Raw genomic sequence first — 22330 nt, 5'->3', positions numbered from 1 at the left:
CGGGCTGATCCGGGTCCCGGTGGACGGTGTGGTAACCCACCGTCCACCCGCCCGCCACTCGGACGTCGTCCCAACCCCATGTCGACCTGGGGTTTTGTCCACCGCTGTGCACTGACCTGTGGAGAACTGAACCGTGACGGAGACCCCGAGCCGCGACCGCATCGAACCGGTCGACCTGCAGGAGGAGATGCAGCGCAGCTACATCGACTACGCGATGAGCGTGATCGTGGGCCGCGCGCTCCCCGAGGTGCGCGACGGCCTCAAGCCGGTGCACCGCCGCGTGCTGTTCGCGATGTACGACCAGAACTTCCGGCCCGACCGCGGGTACGTGAAGTGCGCGCGACCGGTCGCGGAGGTCATGGGCAACTACCACCCCCACGGCGACACCGCGATCTACGACGCCCTGGTCCGGCTGGCCCAGCCCTGGTCGATGCGCTACCCGCTGATCGACGGGCAGGGCAACTTCGGCTCGCCGGGCAACGACCCCGCGGCCGCCATGCGCTACACCGAGTGCCGCCTCACGCCGCTGGCCATGGAGATGCTGGCCGGCATCAACGAGGAGACCGTCGACTACCAGGGCAACTACGACGGGCGCACCGAGGAGCCCGTCGTCCTCCCCGCCCGGGTGCCGAACCTGCTGATCAACGGCTCGGCCGGCATCGCCGTCGGCATGGCCACCAACATGCCCCCGCACAACCTGCGCGAGGTGGCCGAGGCCGTCTACTGGATGCTCGACCACCCCGAGGCCCCCGCCGAGGAGGCCCTCACCGCGTGCATGGAGCGGGTCAAGGGCCCGGACTTCCCGACCCACGGCCTGATCGTCGGCCGCGACGGCATCGAGGACGCCTACCGGACCGGCCGCGGCTCGGTGCGCATGCGCGCCGTCGTCGCCGTGGAGGAGGACTCCCGCGGGCGGGTGCAGCTGGTGGTCACCGAGCTGCCCTACCAGGTCAACCCGGACAACCTGGCCGAGAACATCGCCGAGCAGGTCAAGGACGGCCGGCTGCAGGGCATCTCCGAGATCGCCGACGAGTCCTCCGACCGCGTCGGCCGCCGGCTGGTCATCACCCTGCGCCGCGACGCCGTGGCCAAGGTGGTGCTGAACAACCTCTACAAGCACACCCAGCTGCAGACCTCCTTCGGCTGCAACATGCTCTCCATCGTCGACGGCGTGCCCCGCACGCTGCGCCTGGACGAGCTGGTCCGGTACTGGGTGATCCACCAGATCGAGGTCATCCAGCGGCGCACCCGCTACCGCCTGCGCAAGGCCGAGGAGCGCGCGCACATCCTGCGCGGCTACGGCAAGGCCCTCGACCAGCTCGACGAGGTCATCGCCCTCATCCGGGCCAGTGCCTCCGCCGACGCCGCCCGCACCGGGCTGATGGAGCTGCTGGAGGTCGACGACATCCAGGCGCTGGCCATCCTGGACCTGCAGCTGCGCCGGCTGGCCGCTCTCGAGCGCCAGCGGATCATCGACGAGCTGGCCGAGATCGAGGCCACGATCGCCGACCTGCAGGCGATCCTGGCCGACCCCGAGCGGCAGCGGCGGATCGTCCGCGACGAGCTCAAGGAGATCGTCGACCGGTTCGGCGACGACCGGCGCACCCAGTTCGTCGCGCACGACGGCGACGTCTCCATGGAGGACCTCATCGCCGAGGAGCAGGTGGTCGTCACGATCACCCGCACCGGCTACGCCAAGCGCACCAAGGCCGACCTGTACCGGTCCCAGCGCCGCGGCGGCAAGGGCGTCATGGGCGCGACGCTCAAGCAGGACGACCTGATCCAGCAGTTCTTCGTGGGGTCGACCCACGACTGGATCCTGTTCTTCACCAACAAGGGCCGGGTCTACCGGGCCAAGGCCTACGAGCTGCCCGAGGCCGCCCGCACCGCCCGCGGGGCGCACGTGGCCAACATCTTGGCGTTCCAGCCCGACGAGAAGATCGCCCAGGTCATCCAGATCAAGGACTACGCGGTCGCCCCGTACCTGGTGCTGGCCACGGCGAACGGCCAGGTCAAGAAGACCCGGTTGACCGACTTCGATTCCCCGCGCAGCGGCGGCGTCATCGCGATCAACCTGCGCGACGGCGACGAGCTGGTCGGTGCGGCGCTGATCGACCCCGAGCAGAACCTGCTGCTGGTCACCCGCAAGGCCATGAGCATCTGCTTCAAGGCCGACGACGCCCAGCTGCGCCCCATGGGCCGGGCGACCGAGGGCGTGCGCGGCATCTCGCTCACCGACGACGACCGGCTGCTGTCGATGATCGTGGTGACCGAGGGCGTCGACGTCCTGGTGGCGACCGAGGGCGGGTACGCCAAGCGCACCGGCATCGAGAACTACCCGGAGCAGAACCGCGGCGGCAAGGGCGTGCTCACCGCCGACCCGAAGTCCCGCAAGGGCGTGCTGGTCGGTGCGCTGTCGGTCGTGCTCGGCGACGAGCTGTACGCCATCACCTCCACCGGCGGGGTCATCCGCACCCCGGTCAACGGCGTCCGGCACAACAAGGACCGGGCGACCATGGGCGTCAAGCTGATGAACCTGCCCGAGGACGTCTCGATCGTGGCCATCGCGCGGACGACTGACGACGAGGAGGTCGAGGTCGCCGACCCGACCTCGCTCTGACCCGGCAAGCCGTGCACCTTGCTCGACCGGGGGTGCACGGCGTGCCGGTCGGTCAGTCGGGGCGGGATAGGCACCCCGGCGCCTAGGCTGGGGCGAATGCCGTCACCCGGTGCGGGTCGCGAGGTCCACCCGGGACGGCTGAGCGACCACCGATGTGCGGTCGCCACCCCACCGGGTGGCACCGGGCGCGACGGGGGCGGGAGACCGGCCCCGGGACGGAGAGCGGGATGAGCGACCGGACCCAGTCCTCGGTGCGGACCGAGGACTCCTCGGCGGCAGCCGACCCCGAGACCGCGGCGATCACGCCCGACGAGCCGGCCCGGTCCTCGTCGGCGCCGGCCGCCGGCGCGAAGGGCGCCCCGGCCACCGCGCCGGGCTGGGGCGGTGCGACCCCGAGCAAGCAGAACCCGGCCAAGGGCGCCGGCGGGCAGAAGCCCGCCCAGCAGGCCCCGCCGGCCGGTCAGGCCCCGGCCGGGCCCACGCAGCCGGCCGGCAAGCCGGCCCAGCAGTCCGGCCGACCGGCCGGCAACGGCCAGCCCGCCGGTGCACGTCCGGCCGGCCAGCGCCCGGCCGCGGCCGCCGGTGCCACCGTGGGTGCGGCCCGCCAGGGTGCTCCGCAGACCGGGGCCCGCCCGGCCAACCGGGCCGCCGCCGGTGCGCCCCGGCCCGCGACCGACCGGCCCCCGTCGGTCGTCGCCCGCGCGGCCGAGGGTCGTGGCCCGGAGTCCGCCGAGGGCGAGCGGCCCAGCGGCAAGGTGCGCGGCTCCGGTCGCGGACCCCGCCGGGCCCGCCTGCAGCTGCGGCACATCGACACCTGGTCGGCGCTGAAGATCTCGCTGGTGCTGGCCATCGCGCTGTTCTTCGTGTGGATGGTCGCCGTCGGCGTCCTCTACGGGGTGCTCAACGGCCTCGGCGTGTTCACCACCGTCAACGACCTGATCGGCCAGCTCGGCTCCAGCTCCGGGGACGCCGGCCCGACCGACGTCATCACCCCCGGCATCGTGTTCGGCGGCGCGGCGGTCATCGGTGCGGTGAACATCGTGCTGTTCACCGCGCTGTGCACCGTGGGCACGTTCGTCTACAACCTGTGCGCGGACCTGGTCGGCGGCCTCGAGGTCACCCTGTCCGAGCGCGACTAGCCGGCCGGACCCCGCGCGGCGGCGCCGCACGAGGTCCAGGTATGGTTTCCGAGGTTCACGGGCCTGTAGCTCAGACGGTTAGAGCGCATCCCTGATAAGGATGAGGCCGGAGGTTCAAGTCCTCCCAGGCCCACCGTGCACCGCTCGACGGCGAGGAGGTCGGCACCCGTGCTGAAGAAGGTCGCCGTGGCGGCACTGGCCGCAGGGGCACTGCTGGCCCTGCGCAAGCGGTCGGCAGCCCAGATCGACGAGGACCTGTGGGCCGAGGCCGCCCGCAGCCCCGACGCCGTCCGCACGACCCAGCGCTAGACCCGGTGGTGCCCGCACCGCCTCCCGGGGACGTAGCTCAATTGGTAGAGCACCGCCTTTGCAAGGCGGGGGTCAGGGGTTCGATTCCCCTCGTCTCCACAGCGTCCCGGTGGTCCGCCGTCCCGGTCCTGGCCCTGCTGCTGGCCGGTTGCGGCACCTCGACCACGGACGAGCCGGCGGCGTCGTCGAGCGCACCGGCCAGCACGGCCGCGACCAGCGCCCCTGCCCCGCCGACCAGCAGCGCAGCGGTGCCCGCCGAGCCGGTGACCACCAAGCAGGACTGCCCCTACCTCGACACCGCCTTCGTGCAGGACACGGTGGGCCAGCAGACGCCCACCGTCACCACCACCGGGGTCCCCGGCGGCCCGCCGCCGGGCTGCACGTTCGCCAAGCCGAACGGGGAGCCGGCGCTGACCGTCGAGATCACCCAAGCCGCGGACGGGGTCGCTGCGCGCACCGCCGCCGTCGAGCGGGTGGCCGGCATCGGCGGCACGGCGGTCACCGACATCGCCGACGGCGGGGGGATCGCCGTCGGCACCGGCCAGACCGTGCTCGCCGTCGCCGACGGCACGCTCGTCGTCGTGGTGACGGTCAACCAGGAATCCAGCCTGCAGGCGCGCGAGATCACCCAGACCGTCGTCGCCGCGGTCTGAGGCGGGTCGGCAGCCCATCGCCGCAGGTGGGACGATGGGGGGCGTGACCGAATCGACTCCTGCGCGGCGCGCAGTCCTGCACACCAACCACGGCGACATCACCGTGGACCTGTTCCCGGACCACGCCCCCAAGACCGTCGCCAACTTCGCCGAGCTCGCCGAGGGCAGCCGCGAGTGGGTGGACCCCCGTACCCGGGCGAAGACCACCGACAAGCTCTACGACGGCACGATCTTCCACCGGGTCATCGACGGCTTCATGATCCAGGGCGGGGACCCCCTCGGCCAGGGCACCGGCGGCCCCGGCTACCGCTTCGGCGACGAGTTCCACCCCGACCTGCAGTTCTCCAAGCCCTACCTGCTGGCCATGGCCAACGCCGGGCCGGGCACCAACGGCTCGCAGTTCTTCATCACCACCACCAACACCCCGCACCTGAACAACAAGCACACGATCTTCGGCGAGGTGGCCGACGACGCCTCCCGCCAGGTCGTCGACGCCATCGGCAAGGTCCCCACCGCCCGCGGTGACAAGCCCCTCGAGGACGTCGTGATCACCTCGGTCGAGGTGCAGCGCAGCTGAGCACCACCGACGGACCCGGGGGTGCGGGCGCCCAGCCCGCGCCCCCGGCCACCACCTGCTACCGGCACCCCGACCGGCCGACCCGGATCTCCTGCGTCCGCTGCGGCCGGCCGATCTGCCCGGAGTGCATGAACCCCGCCTCGGTCGGCTTCCAGTGCCCCGAGGAGCTCGCCGACGCCCGACGCACCGTGCGGACCCCCAAGCGCACCACCGGCGTGCGGGTCGCCGGCAAGCGCTGGGGCCCGGTCACCCTCGTGCTGGTGGCCATCAACGTCGCGGTCGGCATCGCCACCGCGGTCGCCGCGCTGGTGTCCGGCGGCAACCCGGTCAACTCGTTCAACTCACCGCTGACCAGCGAGCTGCTCAGCGCCCCCGTCCTGGTCGACCAGGGCGAGTGGTGGCGCGTGGTGACCAGCGCCTTCACCCACGCCAGCATCCTGCACCTGGCCCTGAACATGCTCGCCCTGCTGCTGTTCGGCTCCGAGCTCGAGCGCCTGCTGGGCAAGGGCCGCTACCTGACCGTCTACCTGGTCTCCGCCCTCGGTGGCGCCGCTGCCCTGCAGCTGTTCGGTGCCTACCTGGGCGGGGTCGTCGGTGCCTCCGGTGCCATCTACGGCCTGCTCGGTGCCTTCGGCGTCGTGCTGCTGCGGCAGAAGCAGGACCTGCGCGGCCTGCTCACCCTGCTGGCGATCAACCTGGTGATCAGCTTCCTGCCCGGCGTCTCGCTGCTGGGGCACCTGGGTGGCCTGGTCGCCGGTGCGGTGACCGCCGTCGTCCTGCTGTGGGCCGGACAACGCCGGGTGCTGGCCGTCGCCGGGGTCGCCGCCGTGGTGGCCGTGCTGCTCGTGCTGACCTTCGGCGGCCTGCGCTAGACCTGCCGCGCTACACCGGTCGGTGCCCCAGGAGCTGGGCGCCGACCTGCTCCGGGTCGGTCCCCAGGTCCCGGCGGCCGAGCACCAGCAGCACCGCGTCGTCGCCGGTGTCCTCCAGCTCGAGCGTGGTGCTGCGCATCCCGAGCCGTCGGCCGGTGCGCACCCGGGCCCGCAACCGCTCCCGGGGGATGACCGTGCGCCCGCCCAGGGTGGCGACGACGACCTGCGCCTCGTCGGCCAGCAGGCGCGGCCTCAGCACCAGGTCCCGCACGACGACGGCGACCAGCAGCAGCGTCGCCGCGCCGAGCAGCACCCGGCCCGGGGTGTCCACCAGGAGCACGCCGGCCCCCAGGACGACGGCCACCGCGGCGGCCACGAACGTCTCGCCGGGGCGGGTCGACCAGTGCACCGGGCCAGCTTCCTCCACACCGTCCACCTGGTTGTCCACAGGGCGGGGTGTCGACACCGGGACGCGCCGTCCGACCTCGGCGTTCGTGCTCCCGGCCACCGTCCGGACACGCCCGGTGACCGCCCCCGGGACGGGGTGGTCACGGTCGCGGAGTCGATTCGTCCACACCTGTGTGCACAGGTGGGGACAGAAGAACAGGGATGTAGTTACGCCGGTGCGCCTGGCGTCCCACCCGTCACAGCCGGGGCGGAACCGCAGGTCAGCAGCCGGTCGACCGGTGCGCTCCCTCCACACTCGGTGGACAAACCTGGGGGCGGTCGGTCACCGCCGTTGTGGATCAGGTCGTCGTCCTGTGCACACGTCGGGGACGGACCGGGCGGCCCGCAGTGGTCGACATCTCGACACCGACCGGACCGGTTCGTCGCACTCGGGCTGCGGGGTGGCCCGCGAACCCGGACGCTGGACGGGTGCAGGTTCTGGTGACTGGAGCGTCCGGGTTCGTGGGTGGTCGGCTGGCGCCGGCCCTGGTGGAGGAAGGGCACCGGGTGAAGGCGATGACCCGACGCCCGGCGGAGTACACCGGTGCCGGGGAGGCCGTGGCCGGCGACGTGGCCGACGAGGCGTCGCTGCGGGTCGCCCTGGAGGGCTGCGAGGCCGCCTACTACCTGGTGCACAGCCTGGACAGCTCGGACTTCCAGGACAAGGACGCCGACGCCGCGCGCAGCTTCGGCCGGGCCGCCGCCGACGCCGGGGTCCGCCGGATCGTCTACCTGGGCGGCCTGGGCGACGACGCCGACGACCTCTCCGCGCACCTGCGCAGCCGCCGCCAGGTCGAGCACCTGCTGGGCGAGGGCGGGGTGCCGGTCACCGTGCTGCGGGCCGGCATCGTCGTCGGCCACGGCGGGGTGTCGTGGGAGCTGACCCGTCAGCTGGTCGCCCACCTGCCGGCGATGGTCACCCCGCGCTGGGTGCACACCCGGACCCAGCCGATCGCCGTCGCCGACGTCGTGCGGTACCTGGTGGGCGTGCTGGAGTCCCCCGAGGCGGAGGGGCGGGTCTTCGAGGTCGGCGGTCCCGACGTCCTGGAGTACCTGGAGATGATGACCCGGGTGGCCGACATCCAGGGCAGGCACATGTTCGTCGTCCCGGTGCCGTTGCTGACCCCGCAGCTGTCGGCCCGCTGGCTGGCGCTGGTCACCGATGTCGACCTGCAGACCGGCAAGTCGCTGATCGACTCGATGACCAACGAGGTCGTGGTCCGAGACGACAGCATCCGGCAGGTCGTGCCGTTCGAGCCGATGGACTACGACACGGCCGTGCTGACGGCGCTGGGCGAGCGCGCGGCCGAGCGCCGCGCCAAGGCCGGCGGCCGGACCCGGCACGGCGGACTGCTCGCCCGCGGGGCCCGGTCGTGACCGGCCTGCCCCGCTGGGGCACCCGGGCGCTGCGGCCCTCCGGTCCGCTGGACCGCACGATCACCCGGTGGGCGCGGCGCGCGCCGGCCTGGCTGATCGACCCGGTGCCGCGCGACCACCGGGAGTCCGACCAGGCCTTCCGCCGCCGCCGGAAGGTCACCGCCGGGGTCTCGGTGCTCGGTGCGGGCCTGCTGGGGGTCTCGCTGTCCCAGAAGCCGGACTCCAAGGAGTTCTACAGCTTGACGATGGCCGTCGCGGGCACCTGGGTGGCCGGCGGGATCGCCTCCGGGCCGCTGCACCTGGGCTGGATGCGGTCGTCGAAGGAGGTGCTGCACCGGCCGGTGATCACCCCGGTGCTCAGCGGCGTCGGCATCTTCGGGGTGTTCTACAGCGCGGCCCTGGTGGCCCGGAAGATCCCGGTGCTCAACGCCGCGGTGACGCGGATCCTGCGCTACGCCCACCAGGGCAACCCGGCGCTGGTGGCCACCACGACGCTGGCCAACGGCATGGCCGAGGAGGTGTTCTTCCGCGGCGCGCTGTACGCCGCGGCGGGCACCACGCACCCGGTCGCGAAGTCCACCGCGGTCTACGCGCTGGCGACCACGGCCACGCGCAACCCGGCCCTGGTGCTGGCCTCGGTGGTGATGGGTGCGCTGTTCGGGTGGCAGCGCAAGGTCACCGGCGGCATCCAGGCCCCGGTGCTGACCCACCTGGTGTGGTCCACGTTGATGCTCAAGTTCCTGCCGGCGCTCTTCGACGACCAGCCCGAGATCGAGGTCGAGCGCCCGCAGGATGAGTAGGGCGCGGGCGCGTCAGCGCCAGCGCATCGACATGACCAGCCCGGCCACCATCGCGCCGAAGCCGATCGCGAAGTTCCAGGCCGACAGCGAGACCATGAACGGGATCTTGTCGCCGGCCACGTAGTAGACGACGATCCAGACCAGCCCGACGAGCATCAGGGCGATCATGAGGGGTGCGTACCAGCGGGGGCTGGGCTGCGCGGCCCGCACCCGGTTCGCGCTGGAGGGCAGCACGCCCTCCGGCGGGGTGTACACCGACTTCTTGCGCACCTTGGACTTGGGCACCGCGACGTCTCCTCGACCTCGATGAGCACCGGCTCGCCGGTCCTGGCCTGCCGGCCGGGCCCTGCTACCAGACGGGGGACCGGCCGTCGTGGCCGGTCCGGTTCCTCCCCAGCCTAAGCTGCAGGCAGCGCGGGTGAGGCCGACGGCCTGCACCGCGCGCCGTCGAGGTCCCGGGAGGTGCACGTGCGCAGGAGCAGGGCACGCCGCCGGCGGACCGCGTGGGACGCCCTGGTGCCCGTGGTCGCGCTGGCCGCCGGGCTGCTGTTCGCAACCTCCGGGCAGACCGCGCGCGGCACCGACCTGCGGGCCGGGGACGTCACCGAGCTGTCCCAGCTGATCCGGCAGCTCCAGCGGGACAACGACGGCCAGCAGGTCGTGCTCAACGACCTGCAGGACCGGGTGCAGGCGCTGACCGCCGCCGAGGCCGGCAGCAACGGCGAGGTGGCCGAGGCCGCCGCGCAGGGTGCCGCGCAGGAGGCGTCGGCCGGGTTCACCGCGATGTCGGGTCCGGGCCTGGAGATCACCCTGGACGACGCCCCGGAGTCCGCCGACGGCACGCTGCCGCGCGGGGCCACCCCCGACGCGCTGGTCATCCACCAGTCCGACGTGCAGGGCGTGGTCAACGCGCTGTGGGCGGCCGGCGCCGACGGGGTCACCATCATGGGCCAGCGGCTGATCGCCACCAGCGCCGTCCGCTGCGTCGGCAACGTCCTGCTGCTGCAGGGCCGGACCTACTCCCCGCCCTTCGTGGTCACCGCGGTCGGCGACGCCGACGCGATGCGCGAGCGCCTCGGCCAGTCCTACGAGGTCTCCCTGCTCCAGCAGGCGGTGGACCGCTTCGGCCTCACCTACCGGGTGGAGGACTCCTCGCAGGTCGACCTGCCCGCCTACGATGGCGCGCTGGACCTGCAGTACGCCTCCGCCGCCGGCTGAGACCTGCTGCGGGGCGGGGAGGCACCATGGACGACACCGAGGCCGGGCGACCCCGGCGCGGCCGGCACGCCCCGGAGGAGCCGACCGACCGGGTCGCCGCACCGCCGCCGGCGGCCGATGCCACCGTCCGCACGACCCGGGTGCCCGACGTCCCGCAGGACGACGACCTCCCCGCCCGCGACGCCGACCCCCGCGCGGCCGACGACGAGCAGGACAGCGAGCTGGACGACGAGCCGGACGACGACGCGTCCGACCGCCGTCCGCCGCGGCCGGCGCGCAGCCGGGGCGACCTGGTCCGCACCGGTGTGCGCGGGGTGGGCCAGCTGCTGGTCACCGCCGGTCTCGTGGTGCTGCTGTTCGTGGTCTACGAGGTCTGGATCACCGATCTGTCCAGCGACCGCAAGCAGGACGCGCTGTCCCAGGAGCTGCGCGAGGACTGGGGCGGCGGCTCCGACGACCCGACCGTGCCCACGCTGCCCGGGGGCGGGCTCTCCGAGGTCCCCCTCGGGGAGGGCTTCGCGTTCATCCGCATCCCGCGGTTCGGCGCGGACTACGTGAAGGTGATCCTCGAGGGCACCGACGAGGACGAGCTGGTCGAGGGCCCGGGCCACTACGTGGACACCGCCATGCCGGGAGAGCAGGGCAACTTCGCCCTGGCCGGCCACCGGGTCGGCAAGGGCTCGCCGTTCCTGGACCTGGACCAGCTGCAGTCCGGCGACCCGATCGTGATCGAGACCGAGGACACCTGGTACGTCTACCGGGTGGTCGGCGACGACGACCCGAACGGCGTGCCTGCGCAGCAGATCGTGCTGCCCACCGATGTGTCGGTCATCGCCCCCATCCCGAACGGTCCGCTCGACGGCCCGCCGGGCGGGGCATACCTGACGCTGACCACCTGCCACCCGAAGTTCTCCGCCCGCCAGCGCCTCATCGTGCACGCGGCGCTGGACGGCGACCCGATCCCCAAGGCCGACGCCCCCGATGGCCCGCCGGCGCTGAGCGAGGGCTGATGTACACCTGGATCTGGCGGCACCTCCCGGGCGGGACGGCGCTGAAGAGCATGCAGGCACTGCTGCTCGTGCTCGCCGTCTGCGCGCTGCTGCTGTTCGTCGTCTTCCCGTGGGTGGAGCCGAAGCTCCCCTTCAACGAGGTCACGGTGGGCGGATGACCGCGCGGGTGCTCGTCGTCGACAACTTCGACAGCTTCGTCTACAACCTGGTCCAGTACCTCGGCCAGCTCGGCGTGGACAGCGAGGTGCGCCGCAACGACGCGGTGACCGTCGAGGAGCTCGCGGACCTCGACGTGGCCGGTGTGCTGCTCTCGCCGGGCCCGGGGACGCCGACCGACGCCGGGGTGACCGTGCCGATGGTGCGGGCCGCCGCCGAGGCCGGGGTGCCGGTGCTGGGTGTCTGCCTGGGCCACCAGGCCATCGCCGAGGCCTTCGGCGGGGACGTCGTCCGGGCGCCGGAGCTGCTGCACGGCAAGACCAGCCAGGTGGTGCACGACGGCGTCGGGGTGCTGGCCGACCTGCCGTCGCCGTTCACCGCCACCCGCTACCACTCGCTGGCCGTGGAGTCCTCCACCGTCCCGGCCGAGCTGGAGGTCACCGGCCGCACGCCGTCGGGGATCGTGATGGCCCTGCGGCACCGCGAGCTGCCCATCGAGGGCGTGCAGTTCCACCCCGAGTCGGTGCTCACCGAGGGCGGCCACCAGCTGCTGGCCACCTGGCTCACCCAGTGCGGCCTGACCCCCGACCCCGCCTTGGTCGAGTCCGCGAGTGCAGCCGCGAAGCGCCTCCTGACGGCGGTCAGTTAGCCGGCGAACCCGACCACCTACGGATACGGACGCGCGCAGCGCCGTGCGCCGCCGGTGCGGAGGACGGAGTCCTCCCGCCGAAGGTGCACAGACGCGCTCGCCGCAGCTCGGGTACGGCTCCTGACCGCGGTGCGATCCGGAGGATCGCCATGTGCTCAGTTCGACGGCAACGTCGGGATCGGGATGCCGGTGCCGGTGCTCGGCGCGGTGGTGGTGGGCACCGAGGTCGTGGTGGTCTCGGTGGGGATCGGCACCGCGATGAGCACGGTGATCTGGTCGTCGGCGGTCGCCTGGGTGTTGGTGCCGGGCTCGGTGCCGATGGCCTGGCCAGCCGGGACGTCGTTGCTCTCGGCGTTCTGCTGGGTGATGTCGGTGAACCCGGCGGCCTGCAGGGTGGCGCGGGCCTGGTCGTAGGTCTGGCCGCGGACGTCGGGGATCGGTGCGCTGCCGCTGGACAGGCTGAGCGTGATGACCTGGGTCTCCGGGTTGGCCTCGCTGCCCTCGGCGGGGCTGACCGACACCACGGTGCCGGCCGCCTCGGTGGAGGGCACCTGGCTGGTGTTGATCCGGGTGAAACCAGCGTTCTCCAGGTTGGCGCGGGCCGCGGCCTCGGCCAGACCCACCACGTTGGGGATGGTCTCGGTGTCGGGTCCGGCGCTGACCAGCAGGTTGACCGCGGTGCCCTCGTCGACCGACTGGCCGGCGGCGGGGTCGGTGCTGATGACCGAGCCCTCGGCCACGGTCGTGCTGGCCTCGGTGCTGACGGTGCCGAGCTCCAGGCCCTGCTGGGTGAGCGCGGCCTCGGCGGCCGCCTGGGGCTGGTTGACCAGGTTGGGCACCTGCACGGTGGCGGTGGTGGGCGCGGCCGGGGTGTCGCTGCCGCCGCCCCCGCTGTAGAGCGCGACGAGCAGGGCGATCAGCCCGCCGAGCACCAGGACACCGGCCACGACCAGGGCGATGATGCCGCGCTTGCGGCGCTGGGCGGCGGCCTCGTCGTCGGCGTCCCACTGGTCGTCGTGGCCGGGGTAGCCGCCGGCGCCGATGTAGGAGGTGCGCTCGGCGTCGCCCATGACCGGGGTGGCCTCGACCCGCTGGCCGGCGACGGCCCGCAGCAGGTCGCTGCGCATCTCGGCGGCGGACTGGTACCGGTTGGCCGGGTTCTTGCTCATCGCCTTGAGCAGGATGGCGTCGAGCTCCGGCGGCACGCCCGGGTTGATCGAGGACGGCGTCCGGGGGTCCTCGCGCACGTGCTGGTAGGCCACCGCCACCGGGGAGTCGCCGGTGAACGGCGGGGCGCCGGTGACGAGCTCGTAGAGCAGGCAGCCGGCGGAGTAGACGTCGGAGCGGGCGTCGACGCCCTCGCCGCGGGCCTGCTCGGGGGACAGGTACTGCGCGGTGCCGATCACCGCTGCGGTGGAGGTCATCGTGGCGGCGGAGTCCGACACCGCGCGGGCGATGCCGAAGTCCATCACCTTGACGGTGCCCTGCGGGGTGATCATGACGTTCCCGGGCTTGACGTCCCGGTGCACGATGCCGTTGCGGTGGCTGAAGTCCAGCGCGGCGCAGATGTCGGCGGTGAGCGACATCGCGCGGTCGGGTTCGAGCCGGCCCTCGCGGCGCAGCACGTCGCGCAGCGTCTCGCCCTCGATGTACTCCATGACGATGTACGGGGTGGCGCCGGTGGTGGTGCGGTCCTCGCCGGTGTCGTAGACCGCCACGATCGCCGGGTGGTTCAGCGACGCGGAGGCCTGCGCCTCGCGGCGGAAGCGGACCTGGAAGGACGGGTCGCGCGCGAGGTCGCTGCGCAGCACCTTGACCGCGACCTCGCGGCCCAGCCGCAGGTCCCGGCCGCGGTGCACCTCGGCCATGCCGCCCCGGCCGAGGACTCCACCGATCTCGTAGCGCTCACCGAGCACCTGCGGGGTGGTCATCGTCGGTCCTCTCGGGCGGCGGCCGGGATCCCCGGGCCACCAGGCAGCGTAGGCGATCCGGGGTGCGGGATCGGGGAGATGCGGGGGGTGGTCACGGGACCGGCTGCCCCTCGGCGACGGACGACTCGGTGGTGGTCGTCGCGGTCGTCGGCGGGGTCGTGGTGACCGGCGGCGGCGCCTGGGTCGTGGTGGTCCGCGTGGTCGTCGGCGCCTGGGTCGTGGTCGCCGGCGGGGGAGCCTGCGTGGTCTCCTCGCCGGGCTCCTCGGTCGGCTCCTCCTCCCCAGCAGTGGTCTCCTCGGCCGTGGTCTCCGCCGCGGTCGTGCTGGGCGCGCTGGTCGCCGGGGGCGCCGAGGTGGTGGTGGCCGGGGTGGTGGTCGTCGAGGGTGATCCGTCGTCGTCGCCGGAGTCGCTGAGCAGCGTGAAGGCCAGCACGGCGCCGAGCACCAGCAGGAGCACCGCGGCCGCGGCGACCCAGGGCCAGGGCGACCGGCGCCGGGGCTCGTCGTCGTCCCAGCCGTCGGTCTCCTCGTCGACCGGGGGGCCCTGCAGCGGGGGCATGGTGCGCGGGGCGGTGTCCGAGGCGGAGACCGCGGCCGCCGCCGCGGCGCCACCGCCGATCAGCTGCGTGCTGCCGCCGCCCACCGCGGGGATGAAGGCGGTCGCGGCGGAGGTGTCCGGTCCCGGTCCGCCGGCGGCGATCCGGCGGGCGGCCGCGGCGAAGGCACCGCCGTCGGGGAAGCGGGCCGCGGGGTCCTTGGACAGCGCCTTCTCCACCAGCGCCCGCACCGGGGCGGGGACGGCGGCCGGCAGCGGCGGCGGGGGCCGGTTGATCTGGGCCAGCGCGATGGCCACCTGGGAGTCGCCGTCGAAGGGCCGGTTGCCGGCCAGGCACTCGTAGCCGAGCACGCCGAGGGAGTAGACGTCCGACGCCGCGGTGACCTGGAAGCCCTGCGCCTGCTCGGGCGAGAGGTACTGGGCGGTGCCGACCACCATGCCGGTGCGGGTCAGCGGGGCGGCGTCCCGCGCCCAGGCGATCCCGAAGTCGGTCAGCTTGACCACGCCGTCGGGCCGGACCATGAGGTTGCCGGGCTTGATGTCGCGGTGCACGACGCCGGCCCGGTGCGCGGCGGACAGGCCCTCGCCGGCCTGGGCGAGCACGTCCAGGGTGCGCTCCGGGGAGAGGGTGATCTCCCGGTCCAGGATGGCGACCAGCGGCTCGCCCTCGACGTACTCCATGACCAGGAAGGCCAGCGTGCGGCCGTCGTCGTCCTGGGTCTCGCCGTAGTCGTAGACCGACGCGATGTTGGCGTGCGTCAGCCCGGCGGTGTGCCGGGCCTCGTTGCGGAACCGCTCCAGGAAGTTCTTGTCGCCGGTGTACTCGCTCTTGAGCACCTTGGCGGCGACCGTGCGGCCCAGGGTGCGGTCGGTGGCCTGCCAGACCTCGCCCATGCCGCCGGTGGCGATCGGGGCCGTGATCTCGTACCGGCCGGCCAGGATGCTGCCGATGTGCAGGGCCATCTAGTCCTCCCCGTTCGCGGCCAGGTACGCCGCCATGACCTGCTGGGCGACCGGGGCGGAGAGGTCGCCCCCGGTGCCCTGCCCGCCCTGGATGAAGACGGCGACGGCGATCTGCGGATCCCCGTCGGGGCCGGCGAAGCCGACGAACCACTGGTTGTCGTCGTCGTCGGCGCTGGTCTGGGCGGTGCCGGTCTTGCCGCCGACGGTGTAGCCGTCGATCTGCGCGCGCCGGCCCGAGCCGTTCTCCACGACGCTGACCATCATGTCCTGCAGCTGGCCGGCGACCTCGGCGGAGACGGGCTGGCCCATGACCTCGGGGTCGGTCTGGTCGACGACGCTCAGGTCGGGGGCCTGCAGCTGGTCGACGAGGTAGGGGGTCATCAGGTCGCCGTCGTTGGCGATCGCGGCAGCGATCATCGCCCCCTGCAGCGGGGTGATCTGCACGTTCTGCTGGCCGATGGAGGCCACCGCGAGCTGCGCGTCGCCGTCGATGTCGCCCACGGTGCTCTCGACGACCGGCAGCGGCATCTCGAACCCGCCCTGGTCGATGCCGAACGCCTCGGCCGCCTCGCGCACCCGGTCCTCGCCGAGCTCCACGCCCAGCTGGGCGAAGGCGGTGTTGCACGAGATGGTCAGCGCGTCGATCAGCGGCTGCTCGCCGCTGGGGTCGCAGCTCTCGCCGTTGTAGTTGTTCAGCGGCCGACTGGTGCCCGGCAGCGTGTACTGCTGCGGGGCCGGGACGACGGTCTCGGACGTGTAGCCGTCCTCCAGGGCCGCAGCCGAGACGACCAGCTTGAACACCGAACCGGGCGAGTGGCGCTCGGCGACGGTGGTGTTGATCCGCGGGTCGGGGTCCATCGCGCCGAGGGAGTCGGAGTAGGCGCGGATCGCAGCCGGGTCGTGGCTGGACAGCTGGGCCGGATCGTACCCGGGGCTGCTCACCATCGACAGCACCGCACCGGTCGAGGGGTCCAGGGCGACGACCGCGCCCTGCACGCCGGCCAGGGCGGTGACCGCGGCCTGCTGCGCGGCCGCGTCCAGGGTCAGCTCGACGTTGCCGCCCGAGGGGTCGCGGCCGGTGAACAGGTCGGCGATGCGGCGGAAGGCCAGCCGGTCGTCGGAGCCCGAGAGGATCCCGTCCTCGGCGTCCTCGATGCCGGTGTTGCCGTAGACCAGCGAGTAGTAGCCGGTGACCGTGGAGTAGAGGTCGGCCTGCGGGTACTGGCGGAGGTAGGTCAACGTGTCGTCGGTGGCGACCGACATCGCGACCGGGTTGCCGTCGACCACGATCGCGCCGCGCTCGCGGTCGTACTCCTCGGCCAGGATGCGGGTGTTGGACGCGTTGCCCCGCAGCTCGTCGGAGCGGACCACCTGGATGTAGTTGGCATTGAGGATCAACAGGGTGAACAGCACCAGCACGCTGATCGCCACCTTGCGCAGCGGCGAGTTCACGGCCGGACCACCTCGGTGAGCGCCTCGCCCAGCTTGGGCGCCGGGGGAGCCGGCGGCGCGGCAGGCCGGCGGGCGGCGTCGCTGATCCGGACCAGCAGCGCGACCAGGCCGAAGTTGGCCACCAGCGAGGACCCGCCGTAGGCGACGAACGGCGTGGTCAGCCCGGTCAGCGGCAGCAGGCCGGTGACCCCGCCGAGGACGACGAAGACCTGCCAGGCGACCCCGAAGGCCAGGCCGGCGGCCAGCAGCTTGCCGAAGCCGTCGCGCACCACGAGGGAGGTGCGCAGCCCGCGCTCGACCAGCACCAGGTACAGCACGACCACCGCGACCAGGCCGAACAGGCCCAGCTCCTCGCCGATCGCAGCGGCGATGAAGTCGCTCTTGGCCACCGGGACCTGGTCGGGGCGGCCGCCGCCGAGACCGGCGCCGAACAGCCCGCCGGTGCCCAGCCCGAACAGCGACTGCACGACCTGGTAGCCGCCGCCGTCGGGGTAGTAGGCGAAGGGGTCCAGCCAGGTGTCCACGCGCACGCGGACGTGGCCGAACAGCTGGTAGGCCAGCGTGCCGCCGGCGGCGAAGAGCAGCACACCGATGACCAGCCAGGAGGCGCGCTCGGTGGCGACGTAGAGCATCACCACGAAGATGCCGAACAGCAGCAGCGAGCTGCCCAGGTCGCGCTCGAAGACCAGCACGAGGATCGACACGCCCCAGGCGACCAGCACCGGGCCGAGGTCCCGGGCCCGGGGGACCTCCAGGCCCAGCACCCGGCGGCTGGCCAGCGCCAGCACGTCGCGCTTGTCCACCAGGTAGGCGGCGAAGAAGATGACCAGGCAGATCTTGGCGAACTCACCGGGCTGGATGGAGAAGCCGGCCACCCGGATCCAGATCTTGGCGCCGTTCACCTCCGACAGGGCCGAGGGCAGCACGGCCGGGATGGCCAGCAGCACCAGGCCGACCAGCCCGATCGTGTAGGCCAGCCGGGACAGTGCGCGGTGGTCGCGGACGACCAGCAGGACGGCGACGAAGAGCACCAGGCCCACCGTGGCCCACAGCAGCTGGGTCGGGGCGTCCTCGCGGCTGGAGACCGACTCGCCGAGGGCGTTCGCCGCGATGTCCAGCCGGTGGATCATGGCCAGACCGAGGCCGGTCAGCACCGCGACGCAGGGCAGCAGCAGCGGGTCCGCGTAGGGCGCGAACCGACGCACGACCAGGTGGGCGACCAGCCAGATGCCGGTGAACCAGGCGCTGAAGGTGGCGATCTCCGGGCTCGGCGAGCCGGTGATCGTGATGTCGACGATCGTCTGCGCAGCCACGGTGATGAGCACGGCGAAGCCGAGCATCACCAGCTCGGTGCCGCGACGCCTGGGTGGGGTGGTCACACCCGGTGCGGCGTTCTTGGGATCGGTGCCGGGGCCGATGGCGGGGGCGGCCATCAGCCTGCCTCCCGGCAGTCCACTCCGGGCTCCTGCGTCCGGGTGGACGTCGACGTCTGGGCGGTGGTGCTCGGGGCCGAGCTGGTGGTCGGCAGCGCCGGGGTGCCGGTCGCACCGGGGTCGGTGGTGGTCGGTGCGCTCGTGGTCGGGCTCGGTGAGGCGCTGGTCGTCGCCGACGCCTCGGTGGTGCGGCACAGCGGGAGCAGCTGCTGGCGCAGGTTCTCCAGGATCCGCTCGGCGTCGGCGCGGTCGTCGGCCTCGATGCCGGAGCCGACCCGGCTGCGGGCGGCCTGGGTCAGGTCGGTGTAGGCCAGGTCGGTCGCGGTGTCGAGGCGGTACAGGTCCAGGCCGACGATCGAGGCGTTGATCCCGCGGTAGACGCCGATGTCGCCCTCGTCGACGGAGCGGACGAACCAGTGGTTGCCGACGAAGGCGTAGAAGCCGACGGCGGCGGCCCCGAGGACGACGACCGCGGCCAGGGTGATCAGCACGGTGCGCAGCGGCCGGCGGCGCTTCACCGGGGGGCCGGCGGAGGCCACCGACGGCGGCGGGGCGGCCGGCCGGGGGTCGGCCAGCGCGGCGCGGCCGGCGGCCGAGCGGGGGTCGACCTCGCGCTGACCGCGGTTGTCGCCGGCCGCGCCGTCGATCACGGGGTCGATCCGGGAGCTGCCGTCGTCGTCGACGACGTCGGCCACGATGCAGGTGATGTTGTCCGGGCCGCCGCTGCGCAGCGCGAGCTCGATCAGCCGGTCGGCGGTGGCCTGCGGGTCGGGGTCGCGCAGCGCCTCGGCCATCGTCTCGTGGCTGACCACGCCGGACAGGCCGTCGGAGCACAGCAGGTAGCGGTCGCCGGCGCGGGCCTCGCGCATGGACAGGTCGGGGTCGACGTCCTGGCCGTTGAGCGCGCGCAGCAGCAGCGAGCGCTGCGGGTGGCTGTTGGCCTCGTCCTCGGTGATCCGGCCGTCGTCGATCAGCGTCTGCACGAACGTGTCGTCGTGGGTGATCTGGGACAGCTGGCCGTCGCGCACCAGGTAGGCGCGGGAGTCCCCCACGTGGCACAGCGCCAGCCGGCCGCCGGCGAACAGGACGGCGGTGAGCGTGGTGCCCATGCCCTCGAGCTCGGGGGACTCGCGGATGACCTCGCGCAGGTGCTCGCTGCCGTCGAAGACCGCGTTGCGCAGCGAGGCGAGCATGTCGCCGGTGGGGGCGTCGTCGTCCAGGTGCTCGAGGGCGGCGATCACCACCTTGCTGGCCACGTCGCCGGCGGCGTGACCGCCCATCCCGTCGGCCACGGCGAGCAGCCGTGGGCCGGCGTAGACGGAGTCCTGGTTGCTGCCGCGGATGAGACCGCGGTCCGAGCGGGCGGCGTAGCGCAGCACCAACGTCATGAGCGGAGCTCCAGCACTGTCTGTCCGATCCGGATCGGTTGGCCCTGGGCGACCAGCAGCGGGCCCTGCACGCGCTGCTGGTCCAGGTAGGTGCCGTTGGTGGAGCCGAGGTCCTCGACGTACCACTGGCCACCGCGGTTGGTGAGCCGGGCGTGCCGCGAGCTGGCGAAGTCGTCGGTGAGCACCAGGGTGGAGTCGTCGGCGCGGCCGATGAGGATCGCCTGCTCACCGAGGGTGATCTTGGTGCCGGACAGCGGTCCGGCGGTCACGAACAGGTTCTTGGGGCCCCGGGCGCCCTTCTTCTTGCCCGCCTGCGCGCGCGGCGGCACCGATGCGACCCGGCCGGTGCGCCCACCGAGCAGGTCGGCGCGGACGACGCGGAACGCGGCGAAGATGAACAGCCAGAGCAGCAGCAGGAACCCGAACCGGAAGACCTGCAGCACGATCTCGGCGGTCATGCGCCGTCCTGCCGGTAGACCAGCACGGAGTGCCCGATCCGGATGACGTCGCCGTCGCTCAGCGGCTGGCGGCCCACGCGCCGGCCGTTGACCAGCGTGCCGTTGGTCGAGCCGAGGTCCTGGACGACGGCGACCGGACCCTCGAGGACGACGTCGACGTGCTTGCGGCTGACCCCGGTGTCGGGCAGCCGGATGTCGGCCTCGGTGCCGCGGCCGATGACGTTGCTGCCGGGGCCGAGCACGTGCCGGGTGCCCGGGCCGTCGACGACGAGCACGTGGCTGACCCCGGGGCGCTGGCCGGAGCGGCCGACCACGGAGGGACCGGCCGGCCCGCGGCCCTGGATGGAGGGCAGCGGCGGCAGCGGCGGGACCGGCGGGCGACCGGGCACCGGCGGGACGGCGGGGGCCCCGGGTCCGGCGGTGCTCTGGTGGCCGGGGACGGGTCCGCCCCAGTCGTCGTCGAGGCCCGCGGACAGCCGGGCCTGGCGCTCGGGCCGCGGTGCGGACTTCGGGTCGGCGACGTGCGAGGCGACCTCGAAGACCCCGGTGTGCAGCTCCTCGTCGAGCTCGAGCCGGACCTGGACGTCGCCGAAGGTCTGGAACCCCTCGTCGGCGATGTGCTCGGCGACCATGTCGGCGAGCTCGGCGGCCAGCTGCTCGGACCACTCGGCGAGGTTGTCGTAGTCGACCTGGCCCAGGCGCACGTCGTAGACGTTGGGGACGAGCACGCGGCCCTCGCCCATCACCTTGCGCTGCTCGGTTGCCTCGCGCTGCAGGGCCTTGGCGATCTCGGCGGGGTGGACCTTGCCCTTGAAGATCCGGGCGAACGCCAGACCGACCATGCCCTCGAGGCGACGCTCGAAGCGCTGCAGCACACCCACAGTCGCTCCCTACGCTCGGCTGACCTCCCACTGACTGAGGGCCGATCGTAACCGTGACCAGGCTCCGGGGACGTCAGACGAGCCCGCGACGCCCCGGCGGAAACCTCTCCGACCCGGCTGATACTGTTCTCCCTCGCCAGGGCAAGTGGCGGAATGGCAGACGCGCACGGTTCAGGTCCGTGTGTCCGAGAGGACGTGGGGGTTCAACTCCCCCCTTGCCCACAGCACACGAGAGGCCCCACCCGGTTCCGGGTGGGGCCTCTCGTGGTTCCGGGGACCGCGGCTCAGCGGCGGGTGAGGGACCCGCGGGTGGTGACGGTGCGGGCGAGCAGCACCGCGCCCCACGGGCCCACGACCCAGACCGGCCAGGGGTAGTGCCAGTCCCCGGTGCCCAGCGAGCTGGCCAGGTAGACCGCGGACACGATCATCGCGACGATGATCCACGCGCGCCAGGCGCCGCGCAGGTCGCCGTCCCCGCCGCAGCTGCCGTAGGCCGCCCGGCCGGCGTCCTCGGTCGTGGGCTCCTGCGCCGCCGTCGGCAGGTCGGTGGTGAGGACGGCGAGGTCGGCGTGGGTGCGGGCCGCGTAGGTGGCGGCCAGCCGCTCGTCGTACTCCTCGACGGTCAGGCGCCCCTCCCGCAGTGCGGTGCCGAGGACCTCGGCGACGATGGCGCGGTCGGTGTCTGCGGCTCGCAACGTGGTCTCGGGCATGACCCGAGTCTTCGCCGGGGTGCCCCTCCGGCACCACTGACGTCTGTCACCGATGTGCCCTGGCCGCCGTCATGGGTAGGGGTGCCGCATGACGCACCGGGAGACCGCCGACGCCGTCCTCGAGCGGTACGGCACCACCTACGCCGCCGACGCCGGGATCCGGCTGGCCGACACCCCCGCCCCGCTCTGGCAGCTGCTGGTGCTCGCCGAGCTGCTCAGCGCCCGGATCGACGCCGGGATCGCCGTCGCGGCCACCACCGAGCTGCTCGACGCGGGGCTGACGACGCCCGACCACATGCTGGAGGCGAGCTGGCAGGACCGGGTCGACGCGCTGGGCCGGGGCCACTACCGGCGCTACGACGAGCGCACGTCCCGCCAACTGGGTGACCTGGCCACGCAGGTCCGCGACCGCTGGCACGGCGACCTGCGCCGGCTGGCCACCGAGGCCGACGGCGACGCCGACCGGGCGGCCGCGCTGCTGCAGAAGTTCCCCGGCTTCGGGCCGACCGGCGCGCAGGTGTTCCTCCGCGAGGCCCAGGCGGTGTGGCCCTGGCTGCGCCCGCACCTGGACGACCGCGCCCTGCGCGGTGCCGAACGGGTGGGTCTGCCGACCGACCCCGCAGCCCTCGCCGAGCTGGTGGACGGCGACGACCTGGCCCGGTTCACCGCCGGCCTGGTGCGCGTCTCGCTGCTGCCCGCCGCCGAGGACCCGCTCGGCGACAGCTGACCGG

At 73.3% G+C, this 22330-nt stretch carries 23 protein-coding genes and 3 tRNA genes; 16 read left to right on the top strand and 10 right to left on the bottom strand.

What is annotated here, in order from left to right; all coding sequences use genetic code 11:
• Positions 1-133: 133 nt before the first annotated feature.
• The 8 genes from gyrA to UXQ13_RS15555 all read left to right on the top strand — a co-directional run bounded on the left by gyrA (position 134) and on the right by UXQ13_RS15555 (position 6170).
• The gene (gene gyrA, locus UXQ13_RS15590) at positions 134-2620 is read left to right on the top strand and encodes a DNA gyrase subunit A (RefSeq protein ID WP_225233721.1); all 2487 of its coding nucleotides are present in this window, start codon (positions 134-136) and stop codon (positions 2618-2620) included.
• 227 nt (positions 2621-2847) lie between these two features.
• Positions 2848-3759: a DUF3566 domain-containing protein gene (locus UXQ13_RS15585; RefSeq protein ID WP_225233722.1), complete on the top strand. Its 912-nt coding sequence runs from the start codon at positions 2848-2850 to the stop codon at positions 3757-3759.
• A 59-nt stretch (positions 3760-3818) separates the two neighbouring features.
• Positions 3819-3892 (top strand) — tRNA-Ile (locus UXQ13_RS15580).
• A gap of 35 nt (positions 3893-3927) precedes the next feature.
• Positions 3928-4068 carry a DLW-39 family protein gene (locus UXQ13_RS15575; protein ID WP_225233723.1) on the top strand — a complete coding sequence of 47 codons (141 nt, stop codon included), beginning with the start codon at positions 3928-3930 and terminating at the stop codon, positions 4066-4068.
• Between the two features lie 26 nt (positions 4069-4094).
• Positions 4095-4167 (top strand) — tRNA-Ala (locus UXQ13_RS15570).
• Positions 4168-4316: 149 nt separating this feature from the next.
• Positions 4317-4721: a DUF2020 domain-containing protein gene (locus UXQ13_RS15565; RefSeq protein ID WP_225233724.1), complete on the top strand. Its 405-nt coding sequence runs from the start codon at positions 4317-4319 to the stop codon at positions 4719-4721.
• A gap of 43 nt (positions 4722-4764) precedes the next feature.
• Positions 4765-5298, top strand: coding sequence for a peptidylprolyl isomerase (locus UXQ13_RS15560; RefSeq protein WP_336392518.1), 534 nt, complete (start codon positions 4765-4767; stop codon positions 5296-5298).
• 128 nt (positions 5299-5426) lie between these two features.
• On the top strand, positions 5427-6170 hold the full coding sequence (locus tag UXQ13_RS15555; protein WP_225233726.1) for a rhomboid family intramembrane serine protease: 744 nt from the start codon (positions 5427-5429) through the stop codon (positions 6168-6170).
• A 10-nt stretch (positions 6171-6180) separates the two neighbouring features.
• Here UXQ13_RS15555 and UXQ13_RS15550 read toward each other — a convergent pair whose 3' ends face one another.
• Positions 6181-6579, bottom strand: coding sequence for a PH domain-containing protein (locus UXQ13_RS15550; RefSeq protein WP_225233727.1), 399 nt, complete (start codon positions 6577-6579; stop codon positions 6181-6183).
• A 467-nt stretch (positions 6580-7046) separates the two neighbouring features.
• Here UXQ13_RS15550 and UXQ13_RS15545 point away from each other — a divergent pair, with 467 nt between their 5' ends.
• On the top strand, positions 7047-7994 hold the full coding sequence (locus UXQ13_RS15545; protein ID WP_336392517.1) for an NAD(P)H-binding protein: 948 nt from the start codon (positions 7047-7049) through the stop codon (positions 7992-7994).
• Complete coding sequence (locus tag UXQ13_RS15540; RefSeq protein ID WP_225233729.1) at positions 7991-8794, top strand: CPBP family intramembrane glutamic endopeptidase; 804 nt, start codon at positions 7991-7993, stop codon at positions 8792-8794. The genes UXQ13_RS15545 and UXQ13_RS15540 overlap by 4 nt, the downstream gene beginning before the upstream one ends.
• 12 nt (positions 8795-8806) lie before the next feature.
• Here the strand turns inward: UXQ13_RS15540 and crgA are convergent, their stop codons facing one another.
• Positions 8807-9079 (bottom strand): cell division protein CrgA, encoded by a 273-nt coding sequence (gene crgA / locus UXQ13_RS15535; protein WP_225233730.1) that lies wholly within the window; start codon positions 9077-9079, stop codon positions 8807-8809.
• Between the two features lie 183 nt (positions 9080-9262).
• Between crgA and UXQ13_RS15530 the strand changes: the two genes are divergently transcribed.
• The 4 genes from UXQ13_RS15530 to UXQ13_RS15515 are packed head-to-tail and all read left to right on the top strand — an operon-like array spanning position 9263 to position 11827.
• The gene (locus UXQ13_RS15530; protein WP_225233731.1) at positions 9263-10012 is read left to right on the top strand and encodes a DUF881 domain-containing protein; all 750 of its coding nucleotides are present in this window, start codon (positions 9263-9265) and stop codon (positions 10010-10012) included.
• Between the two features lie 26 nt (positions 10013-10038).
• A complete protein-coding gene (locus UXQ13_RS15525) occupies positions 10039-11022 on the top strand; it encodes a class E sortase (RefSeq protein ID WP_225233732.1) in 984 nt (327 codons plus the stop codon).
• Positions 11022-11180, top strand: a complete 159-nt coding sequence (locus UXQ13_RS15520; RefSeq protein WP_225233733.1) for a hypothetical protein — start codon at positions 11022-11024, stop codon at positions 11178-11180. The genes UXQ13_RS15525 and UXQ13_RS15520 overlap by 1 nt, the downstream gene beginning before the upstream one ends.
• Positions 11177-11827 (top strand): aminodeoxychorismate/anthranilate synthase component II, encoded by a 651-nt coding sequence (locus UXQ13_RS15515; RefSeq protein WP_225233734.1) that lies wholly within the window; start codon positions 11177-11179, stop codon positions 11825-11827. The genes UXQ13_RS15520 and UXQ13_RS15515 overlap by 4 nt, the downstream gene beginning before the upstream one ends.
• A gap of 155 nt (positions 11828-11982) precedes the next feature.
• Here the strand turns inward: UXQ13_RS15515 and pknB are convergent, their stop codons facing one another.
• The 7 genes from pknB to UXQ13_RS15480 form a co-directional block, all read right to left on the bottom strand.
• Complete coding sequence (gene pknB / locus UXQ13_RS15510) at positions 11983-13758, bottom strand: Stk1 family PASTA domain-containing Ser/Thr kinase (RefSeq protein ID WP_225233735.1); 1776 nt, start codon at positions 13756-13758, stop codon at positions 11983-11985.
• Between the two features lie 91 nt (positions 13759-13849).
• Positions 13850-15277, bottom strand: a complete 1428-nt coding sequence (locus tag UXQ13_RS15505) for a serine/threonine-protein kinase (RefSeq protein ID WP_225233736.1) — start codon at positions 15275-15277, stop codon at positions 13850-13852.
• On the bottom strand, positions 15278-16729 hold the full coding sequence (locus tag UXQ13_RS15500; RefSeq protein ID WP_225233737.1) for a peptidoglycan D,D-transpeptidase FtsI family protein: 1452 nt from the start codon (positions 16727-16729) through the stop codon (positions 15278-15280). It lies immediately after the preceding gene.
• Positions 16726-18162 (bottom strand): FtsW/RodA/SpoVE family cell cycle protein, encoded by a 1437-nt coding sequence (locus UXQ13_RS15495; RefSeq protein WP_225233738.1) that lies wholly within the window; start codon positions 18160-18162, stop codon positions 16726-16728. Before UXQ13_RS15495 ends, UXQ13_RS15500 begins: the two co-directional genes overlap by 4 nt.
• Complete coding sequence (locus UXQ13_RS15490; protein WP_336392516.1) at positions 18162-19550, bottom strand: PP2C family protein-serine/threonine phosphatase; 1389 nt, start codon at positions 19548-19550, stop codon at positions 18162-18164. The genes UXQ13_RS15495 and UXQ13_RS15490 overlap by 1 nt, the downstream gene beginning before the upstream one ends.
• Positions 19547-20008 (bottom strand): FHA domain-containing protein FhaB/FipA, encoded by a 462-nt coding sequence (locus UXQ13_RS15485; RefSeq protein WP_225233741.1) that lies wholly within the window; start codon positions 20006-20008, stop codon positions 19547-19549. Before UXQ13_RS15485 ends, UXQ13_RS15490 begins: the two co-directional genes overlap by 4 nt.
• Complete coding sequence (locus UXQ13_RS15480; protein WP_225233742.1) at positions 20005-20889, bottom strand: FhaA domain-containing protein; 885 nt, start codon at positions 20887-20889, stop codon at positions 20005-20007. The genes UXQ13_RS15485 and UXQ13_RS15480 overlap by 4 nt, the downstream gene beginning before the upstream one ends.
• 139 nt (positions 20890-21028) lie before the next feature.
• On the opposite strand from UXQ13_RS15480, the gene UXQ13_RS15475 reads away from it, so the two are divergent.
• Positions 21029-21111: transfer RNA gene (locus UXQ13_RS15475), tRNA-Leu, on the top strand.
• Between the two features lie 62 nt (positions 21112-21173).
• Here the strand turns inward: UXQ13_RS15475 and UXQ13_RS15470 are convergent.
• Positions 21174-21599, bottom strand: a complete 426-nt coding sequence (locus UXQ13_RS15470) for a DUF1707 SHOCT-like domain-containing protein (protein ID WP_225233743.1) — start codon at positions 21597-21599, stop codon at positions 21174-21176.
• An 88-nt stretch (positions 21600-21687) separates the two neighbouring features.
• On the opposite strand from UXQ13_RS15470, the gene UXQ13_RS15465 reads away from it, so the two are divergent.
• On the top strand, positions 21688-22326 hold the full coding sequence (locus tag UXQ13_RS15465) for an HhH-GDP family DNA glycosylase (protein ID WP_225233744.1): 639 nt from the start codon (positions 21688-21690) through the stop codon (positions 22324-22326).
• Positions 22327-22330 lie beyond the last annotated feature (4 nt).

Origin of the sequence: Klenkia terrae (assembly GCF_037083865.1) — a bacterium.
Classification (GTDB): domain Bacteria; phylum Actinomycetota; class Actinomycetes; order Mycobacteriales; family Geodermatophilaceae; genus Klenkia; species Klenkia terrae.
Note: the sequence above shows the minus strand (reverse complement) of the source record. Positions and strands in the feature narration are given on the sequence as shown.